The organism is Mesorhizobium sp. WSM4846, assembly GCF_055811415.1.
Genome location: NZ_JBVVPZ010000023.1, coordinates 73,445 through 82,791 on the forward strand (window position 1 = coordinate 73,445; position 9,347 = coordinate 82,791).

The 9,347-nt window shown below is 63.1% G+C and carries 5 protein-coding genes; all 5 read left to right on the plus strand.

Translation table 11 applies throughout. The annotated features are described in order from the left end of the window. Positions 1–2,892: translocation/assembly module TamB domain-containing protein (locus AC0L15_RS19735; RefSeq protein WP_287249469.1), on the plus strand; the 2,892-nt coding region annotated here is incomplete at its 5' end. Positions 2,893–3,281: 389 nt separating this feature from the next. Beyond that, the gene (locus tag AC0L15_RS19740; protein WP_287249470.1) at positions 3,282–4,937 is read left to right on the plus strand and encodes an ABC transporter substrate-binding protein; all 1,656 of its coding nucleotides are present in this window, start codon (positions 3,282–3,284) and stop codon (positions 4,935–4,937) included. 224 nt (positions 4,938–5,161) lie between these two features. Beyond that, complete coding sequence (locus AC0L15_RS19745; RefSeq protein WP_128174268.1) at positions 5,162–6,196, plus strand: ABC transporter permease; 1,035 nt, start codon at positions 5,162–5,164, stop codon at positions 6,194–6,196. 12 nt (positions 6,197–6,208) lie between these two features. Next, complete coding sequence (locus tag AC0L15_RS19750) at positions 6,209–7,366, plus strand: ABC transporter permease (RefSeq protein ID WP_128174266.1); 1,158 nt, start codon at positions 6,209–6,211, stop codon at positions 7,364–7,366. 51 nt (positions 7,367–7,417) lie between these two features. Beyond that, on the plus strand, positions 7,418–9,347 hold a 1,930-nt coding region (locus tag AC0L15_RS19755; protein WP_473496817.1), incomplete at its 3' end, for a dipeptide ABC transporter ATP-binding protein.

Consider the following 9,347-nt stretch of genomic DNA (forward strand, 5'->3'; position numbering starts at 1 on the left):
GACAATCCGACCATCGCGCCGCTGCTCGCCGGAAAGATTACTGCCAAGGTCGCCGGCGATCTCGCTACCGATACCATTGTCATCGACAGCGGCTCGGTGACGAGCGAGGTACTGAACACCGGCTTCAATGGAAGGATCTCGCTGGCCGACGGCGCCATCGACCTCAACCTCAAGACCGACGCCGTTTCCGCGGCACTGCCGGCGGCAGCGCGCGGCGTGCTCGCGCAGCGGACGGAACTCAGTGCCGCGCTGAAGCGCGACGCCAATGGCAATGTCACCGCCAACGCGATCAGGCTGGTGTCCGGCGCGCTGACCGCCGACGGGCAGGCCAGCCTTGCCGACAACAAGCTCACCGTCGACATCAAGGGCGCGCTGGCCGACATCTCGCTTCTGTCTGGGGACGCCAACGGCGCCATCACCTTCGCGCTGAACGCGCAAGGCGCCAGCACCGCGCCCGACCTGTCGCTGACGGTCAACAGCGAGCGGCTTTCGGTTGCCGAACGCGAGATCACCGGGTTGAGCCTCACCGCCACCGGCAAGGCCGATGCCGCCAACCCGGCGGCCAATGTCCAACTGACCGGAAATGTCGCGGGCCAGCCTCTGCAGGGCAGCGCCGTGCTGGCGACGTCAGACGGCAAGCGCGCCATCGACGGGCTTTTGCTGTCGCTCGGCAAGAACCGGATATCAGGCGACCTGGCGCTTGATGAGGCGTTCGTGCCCGAAGGCACCGTGGCGCTCGACCTGCCTGACATCGGACCGCTGGCAGCGCTTGCGCTGGAAAAGGCGGAAGGCGACATCCGCGGCACGATCGTCTTCTCGAAGGCCGGCAATACGCCTGGCGTCACCGTCAAGGCTTCGACCGCTTCGATTACACGCGGTGATGTTTCGGCGAAGACGGTGACCATCGATGCATCGATCGCCAATTATCTCGCGGCACCGGTGATCTCCGGAAAAATCCGTGCCGACAGCGTCACCTCCGGCGGCACCGTCATTCGCGGCATCGATGTCGATCTGACCCGCGACGGCGACTGGACCGGCTTTTCCGGCGGCGCCACCGTCAAGGACATTCCGGCCGAGGCAGCCGGCCGCGTCAGGGTCGCCAATGGCACGACGACGGTCGAGCTCGCCTCCGGTCAGGCGACGATGCGCGGCGTCAAGGCGGCGATCGCCCAGACCTCGACCATCACCATCGCCAACGGCACCACCAGCCTAGACAGGCTCGCACTCAACCTCGGGGGCGGCACGGCGACGGTTTCGGGCAAGGTCGGGGAGGCGCTCAATCTCAACGCGACGCTGGCGCGGGTGCCGATATCGCTTGCCAACAGTTTCTCGCCCGGCCTCGATGCCGCCGGCTCGATCTCGGGCACGGTGAAGGTGACGGGCGCGCCGGCCAATCCGGCCGTGGCCTTCAAGGTCGACGCCGCAGGCGTCCAGACGTCGCAGACCCGCGGCGCCGGTTTCGGCGGCATGGGCGTTTCGTCCTCGGGCACGTTTTCCGGCAACAGACTGAGCTTCGAGGCCAACATGAGCGATGCCGCCGGTCTCGGCCTCAAGGGCGGCGGCACGATGACGACATCAAGCGCGCCGACGCTCGATCTCGACTTTTCCGGCAAGGTGCCGTTCGCCTTCCTGACCCGGACATTGGCAGCGCAAGGCCTGTCGTTGAGCGGCACGGCCGACGTCAATCTGAAGGTGCGCGGCCCCGCGACGGCGCCGGTGATCACAGGCACGGTCCGCACGTCAGGTGCCCGCCTGATCGATGCGCGCTCGGGACTTGCAATCAACGACATCACCGCCGATGTGGCGATCGGCGATGGCGTCGCCAGGATCAACCGCCTGACCGGCAATTTGTCGACGCGCGGCAGCCTGTCGGCCAGCGGCACGGTCGGCATCAATCCGGCGCAAGGCTTTCCGGCCGACCTGTCGGTCAAGCTCGTCGACGGTCGCTACACCGACGGCAGGGTGGTCACCGCCAATCTCGGCGGCGACCTGACCATCAAGGGGCCACTCGCATCGGCGCCGTTGATCTCGGGTACGATCAACCTGGCCAAGACCGTCATCACCGTTCCCGAAAAGTTGCCGGGCTCGCTGGCGGCGCTCAACATCAGGCACAAGAACGCACCGGCCGCCGTGCGCGCGCAAGACAAGGCGTTGCGTCCGGCGACGGCGAGCAGCAGCAGCGGTGGTGGCGGCCTCAACCTCGATGTCACGGTCAACGCGCCCAGCCAGATCTTCATCCAGGGCAGGGGCGTCGATGCCGAGCTTGGCGGTTCGCTGCGGCTGACCGGCCCGGCATCGTCGCCGCAAGCGGTCGGCACCTTTGACTTGCAGCGCGGTCGGCTGTCGATCCTGGCCAAGCGGCTGACCTTCACCGAAGGCACGGTCGGCTTTTCGGGGTCGCTGGTGCCCTATCTCAATCTCACGGCGACCTCGACGACGAGCAGCACCACCGTCACCATCGTGGTGTCGGGCGAGGCGACCAATCCGAAATTCAACTTCTCGTCGGTGCCGGCATTGCCAGAGGACGAGGTCCTGGCGCAACTGATTTTCGGCCGCTCGATGTCGAACCTGTCGCCGCTGCAGATCGCCCAGCTTGCCGAAGCCGCCGCGCAACTGGCCGGCATCGGCGGCTCGACCTCGCTGCTCCAGAACCTGCGCAGCGCCATCGGCGTCGACGATCTCGACGTCGTCACCGACGAGGAGGGCGGCACCGCGGTCTCGGCCGGCAAATATCTCAACGACCGCACCTATGTGACGATCCAGAAGGGCGACAAGCCGGGTTCGGGCAAGGCGGCGATCGATCTCGACGTCGGCCGCGGCGTCAAATTGCGCGGCGAAGCCACCGATGCCGGCGAAGCCAAGGGTGGCATTTTCTACGAACGCGAGTACTGAAGCCGGCCTGCGTGATAGGGGCCGGCAGTCCGACAGCCCTCGTCGCCGTTCTGGCACTCATCCGCGATCGGCCGGCGCGGTGCAAAGCTTCGCGCATGACCGCGAGAATCGAAATCGATTTCGGCGCAAAATCAAACCGCTACAGCGTCCGTTGCGCGCGCGACGGGACGTGCGGCGCGGTAGTGAATGTCTCAGTTTGATCGAGCCGGAGATTCGAACGAAATCTGCCGGGCAATAGCAATTTTGCGCCAAGACTGTCGTTATCACGCGAACTGCTTCCCTTCCAAAGTTGCACATTCCTTGGAATGTTCCCAATCCGGTGCCGTTTTTGACATCACGGCCCGGATGCGGAATGGTAAAAGGCAGAAAGCCAACAATGGGAGTTCTCGATGACAATCTACAAGAGTAATGGCGACCGCGTTCCGGATCACATCCATGCGATGGCCCAGGAAGCCAGGGCCGGACGTGTCGATCGCCGCGAGTTTCTCGCTTTGGCCAGCGTCTTCGGCGCGTCCACGGCGATGGCCTATGGCATGCTCGGCCTCGCCGACCCGACGCCGGCGAGAGCGCAGGACACGCAGGGCAAGAAAGGCGGCATACTGAAGGTCGCTATGTGGATCAAGGATCCGAAGGATCCGCGCAAGGCCGACTGGTCGGAAATCGCCAATGCCGAGCGCCAGGCGCTCGAGCCGCTGGTCAAGTACACGAACGAATACACGTTCCGCCCCTACCTGCTCGAGAGCTGGGACGTCAACGACGACGCCACCGAATACACGCTGCATGTGCGCAAGGGGGTCACCTGGAACAACGGCGATCCGTTCACCGCCGACGATGTCATCTTCAACTTCAAGCGTTGGGCCGACAAGAAGGCCGAAGGCAATTCCATGCCCGGTCGTCTCGGCTCGCTGGTCAAGGACGACAAGCTGGATGAGAGCGCCGTCACCAAGGTCGACGAACACACGGTCAAGCTGACGCTCAGCTCGCCGGATATCGCGCTCATCCCCAACGTGTGCGACTATCCCGGTCTCGTCGTCCACAAGACCTTCGACGAAAAGGGCGGCGATTTCAAAGCCTGCCCGATCGGCACCGGCCCATTTGAACTGGTCTCCTACGATGTCGGCCAGAAGGTCGTCTACAAACGCCGCGAAGACAACAAGTGGTGGGACGGTGAGGTGTTTCTCGACGGCGTCGAGTTCATCGACTATGGCACCGATCCGGCGGCTATGGTCAGCGCTTTCGAAGCCGGCGAAGTCCATACCAATTTCGAGACGTCGGCCGACTATGTGTCGATCCTCGACGGTGTCGACCTGGTCAAGTCCGAGGTGGTCACCGCTTCGACGATCGTCTGCCGCACCAATGTGACCAACAAGCCGTATGACGATCAGAAGGTTCGCAACGCGCTGCAGCTTGCGGTCGACAACGCTGTCGTCCTGCAGCTCGGCTACGGCAATGCCGGCACAGTTGCCGAAAACCACCATGTCTCGCCGATCCATCCGGAATACTTCGAGCTGGCGAAGATTGTCCGCGATCCGGCCAAGGCTAAGGCGCTGATGGCTGAAGCCGGCCAGGCCGACTTCGAGCACGAGCTGATCACGGTCGACGAAGACTGGCACAAGAATACCGGCGATGCGATCGCCGCGCAGATGCGCGACGCCGGCATCAAGGTCAAGCGTACGGTGCTGCCGGGCTCGACCTTCTGGAACGACTGGACCAAATACCCGCTGTCGATGACCAACTGGAACATGCGGCCGCTCGGCGTCCAGGTTCTGGCGATCGGCTATCGCACCGGTGAAGCCTGGAACGAGACGGGCTGGGCGAATGCGGAGTGGGATGCCAAGCTCAACGCGGCGCTCGCGGTTGCCGACCCCGCCAAGCGCAAGGAAATGATGAAGGACATCGAGCAGATCCTGCAAGATGCCGGCATCATCATCCAGCCCTACTGGCGCAAGCTCTACAGCCATTCGGTCGCTTCCGTTAAGAACTACGGCATGCACCCGACCTTCGAGCGCGACTACGGCAAGGTCTGGCTCGACGAGGAGGCCTGATCGGATCGATCGTGGAAGGGGCGGTTCGCCCCTTCCACCCACGCCATGCATGATCCCACAACCGCAGATCGGCGCAGAAAAAAAGCGCAGACTCTTCGGAAAGGGGCGTGCAATAAGACAGGGTTGATCGCATTCTGAGGGTCCGTTTGACAGCCAGCTCTGCCGATTGCGGCTGAGCTGGCTCCGAGCCGGCCTCAACCCCAACCAGCCGGCAGGGGACCGCCATGCTTTCTTTCATCCTTCGACGCCTCGGCACCATGGCATTGACGATGCTGTGCCTGACGATGGTCGTGTTCTTCCTGATCAATCTCGATCCCAATCTGAAAAAGCTGGCGATCAGCCAGACCGAAATGCACACCTCGGCCGAGCAGCTCGAAAACTGGCTTGTCAACCATGGCTACCGCCAGAATTTCTTTTCCCGCTATGGCCAATGGCTGGGTATCGTGCCCAAGCAGCCAGTCACAGACCCGGCAACCGGCAAACCCACGCGACGTTTTGCCTTCTGCAACGATCCTGTCGAGCCGACATTCTCCGGCGTTCTGCAGGGTGACTTCGGCTGCTCGACCAAGTTCAAGACGACGGTCGCGTCGAAGCTATTCCCGGCGCTTGGTGCTACCGGAATCCTGATGTTCTGGGTGCTTGTGGTGATGGTGCCGATCTCGCTGCTGATCGGCATCCTCGCCGGCATGCGCGAAGGCTCGCGAACCGACCGGACCTTGTCGGTCGCCTCGATCGCCTCGACGGCGACGCCCGAATATGTCTCGGGCGTCATTTTCACCGTCATCTTCGCCTCATGGCTCGGCCTGCTGAACGGTTCGGCGGCTTCCGCCAGCCGGGGCATCACCTTCTACAATTTCACCTTGCCTGTGATGACGCTGGCGATCTATGGCATCGGCTATATCGCCCGCATGACCCGCGCCTCGATGGTCGAGGTGATGACGCAGCAATATATCCGCACCGCCCGGTTGAAGGGCCTCTCCTTCGGCAGCGTCGTGGTCAAGCACGCGCTGCGCAACGCGCTGATCGCGCCATTCACCGTCATCATGCTGCAATTTCCCTGGCTGCTCACCGGCGTCGTCATCGTCGAGGTGATGTTCCGCTACCAGGGGTTTGGCTACACGCTAGTCGAGGCGGCCGGCAACAACGATATCGATCTTTTGCTCGGCTGCTCCCTGGTCTCGGTGTTCATCGTCCTGATCACGCAGCTCATTTCCGATGTCGGCTACGCGTTTCTCAATCCGCGTATCAGAGTTCAATAGGGGATCGAGCGGATGCAGCTTGAATATATCGGCGCCTTCAATGTGGTGCTTGGCGTGCTTGCGCGTTTCTGGCCGGTCTGGATCGCTCTCGTCGTGGTGATGGGGGCGAGCTTCGCCTACAAGAAGAGGCTTGGCCTCTACGGTCAGCTCTTCGACAGCAGCGTCGGCATCGTCGGCGTCGGCATCTGCCTGTTCTGGCTGTTCACGGCGATCTTCGCGTCGACCGTCTCGCCCTTCAATCCGCTTGTCCAGATCCCGATCATGAAGGACGCGCTGCCGGGCGCGGTCGAGCCGCAATCGGGACTTGTCTACCTGTTCGGCGGCGACAAGCTTGCCCGCGACGTGTTCAGCCGCATGGTCTACGGCAGTCAGATCGTGCTGATCATCGCGCCGGCGGCGACCGGGTTTGCGCTGATGGTCGGCATCACGCTCGGTCTGCCGGCCGGCTATTATGGCGGCAGGATCGATACGGTGCTGTCATTCCTCGCCAATCTGGTGCTCGCCTTCCCGGTGATCCTGCTGTTCTACCTCCTGGTGACGCCGGGCATCATGGAGACACCGATCCCCTATGCGATGGCCGGCCTGTTCTTCATGTTTCCGATCATCTTCTTCAGCGTGCTGTTCTGGACGCGCTACAAGAAACGGCCCGACCGCCTTTACATCCTCTTGGGGCTGACGCTGATCATTGGCGGCTGGGTCTATGCCGGCCTGGTCTTCGATGCCGATCCGTTCAGGATCATCCATATCGATCCCAACCAGCTCAACATCTTCGTGGCGGTGGTGTTCGCCTCCAGCCCCGGCGTGTTCCGCATCGTGCGCGGCCTGGTCATGGACATCAAAACGCGCGACTATGTGGCAGCGGCGCAGACGCGCGGTGAATCGCCCTGGTACATCATGCTGTGGGAGATACTTCCCAATGCGCGCGGGCCGCTGATCGTCGATGCTTGCCTGCGTATCGGCTACACCACGATCCTGCTCGGCACGCTCGGCTATTTCGGCCTGGGGCTGGCGCCCGAGAGCCCGGACTGGGGCACCGCGATCAAGGATGCCAGCCGGCTGCTGCGCTCCTTCATCCATCCGGCGCTGCCGCCGACGATCGCGCTGATGTCGTTCGTGCTGGGCCTTAATCTGCTGGCCGACTCGCTGCGTGAGCAATCGATGAAGGATTGATGTACGGGTTCTCGACCCGATATGCTGAAAGAACCAGGATTGGAGCGACCCATGAATGAGGCAGTTCGAAATCCCGCCAAGCCGACCAATGGTCCGACCAATGGGCCGATCATCGAGATCGAGAACCTGTCGATCTCCTTCTTCACCCGCAAGGGCGAGATACCGGCCGTCATGGATTTTTCCTGCACGGTCATGCCTGGCGAAGCGATGGGCATCGTCGGCGAATCCGGCTGCGGCAAGTCGACCGTGTCGCTCGGCATCATGCGCGACCTCTCCAACATCGGAAAGATCGTCGGCGGCCGGATAAAGTTCCAGGGCAAGGACATGGGCGAGCTGTCAGACGAGGAACTGCGCGCCATCCGCGGCAACAAGATCGCGATGATCTACCAGGAGCCGATGGCCAGCCTTAACCCGGCGATGAAGGTCGGCCAGCAACTGATGGAGGTGCCGCTGATCCACGACAAGGTGTCGAAGGAAGAGGCTTACAGGCGCGCGCTGGAAATGGTGCGCGCGGTCAGGCTGCCCGATCCCGAGCGCATGATGCGCTCCTTTCCGCACCAGCTTTCCGGCGGCCAGCAACAGCGCATCGTCATCGCCATGGCGCTGCTGTCGAAGCCGGCGCTGCTGCTGCTCGACGAGCCGACGACGGCGCTCGACGTGACGGTCGAAGCCGGCATCGTCGACCTGGTCAAGGGACTTGGCGAGAAGTTCGGCACCTCGATGATCTTCGTGTCGCACAACCTCGGCCTGATCCTGGAAACCTGCGACCGCATCACGGTGATGTATTCGGGGGAAGCGGTGGAGACCGGCAAGATCAAGGACGTCTTCGACCGGATGCGCCATCCCTACACGCAAGGCCTCTTCCGCTCGATCCCGCTGCCTGGCGCCGACAAGAATTCGCGGCCTCTGATCTCAATCCCGGGGCAATTGCCGCTGCCGCACGAGCGGCCGAAGGGCTGCAATTTCGGCCCCCGCTGCCACCATTTCGTCGAGGGCGTCTGCAACGCCGCCGAAATCCCGATGATCGCGGTCGACGGCCATGAAGGCCATTTTTCGCGCTGCGTGCGCTTCAACGAGATCGACTGGGAAGCACTGCCGCCCGGCGCCAAGAAGGTCAACGAGCGCGTCGAGCCCGGCGCGCCGGTGCTCAAGATCGAGGATCTCAGAAAATACTACAAGGTTGGCGGCAGCGAGGTGTTCGGCTCGAGCGAGGGCCGCGTCGTCAAGGCCAATGAGACGATCTCCTTCATGGCGCGCGAATCCGAGACCGTCGCCATCGTCGGCGAGTCCGGCTGCGGAAAGTCGACGCTGGCCAAGGTGCTGCTCGGGCTGGAGACGGCAAGCTCCGGCAGCGTGACGCTCGGCAACCAGCAGATCCAGTCGATCGGGGTCGAGAACCGCAGCGTCGAGACGGTGTCGTCGATCCAGATGGTGTTCCAGAATCCGTTCGACACGCTCAATCCCAGCCATACGGTCGGCTCGCAGATCATCCGCACGCTGGAAAAGTTCAATGTCGGCAACACCGTTGCCGATCGCCGCAAGCGCATGCTGGAACTGCTCGACCTGGTGAAGCTGCCGCGGGCGTTCGAGACCCGCAAGCCGCGCCAGCTTTCAGGCGGCCAGAAGCAGCGCATCGGCGTGGCGCGGGCTTTTGCCGGCGATGCCAAGGTGGTGGTGGCCGACGAGCCGGTCTCGGCGCTCGACGTGTCGGTGCAGGCGGCGGTGACCGAACTGTTGATGGACATCCAGCGCAAGAACAAGACGACGATGCTGTTCATCAGTCACGACCTGTCGGTGGTGCGCTACATCGCCGACCGCGTCGTCGTCATGTATCTCGGCTATATCGTCGAGCAGGGCACGACCGACCAGATCTTTTCGCCGCCCTATCATCCCTATACCGAGGCGCTGCTGTGGGGGGGGGCCCCCCCCCCCCCCCCCCAGGGGGATAAAAAACAAAGGGGGGGGGGGGGGCCTAAAAGGG

What these genes read in the sequence shown, in the direction of transcription:
- AC0L15_RS19745 (WP_128174268.1), top strand. Translation starts at nt 5,162, where the DNA reads ATGCTTTCTTTCATCCTTCGACGCCTCGGCACCATGGCATTGACGATG.
- AC0L15_RS19750 (WP_128174266.1), top strand. Translation starts at nt 6,209, where the DNA reads ATGCAGCTTGAATATATCGGCGCCTTCAATGTGGTGCTTGGCGTGCTT.
- AC0L15_RS19740 (WP_287249470.1), top strand. Translation starts at nt 3,282, where the DNA reads ATGACAATCTACAAGAGTAATGGCGACCGCGTTCCGGATCACATCCAT.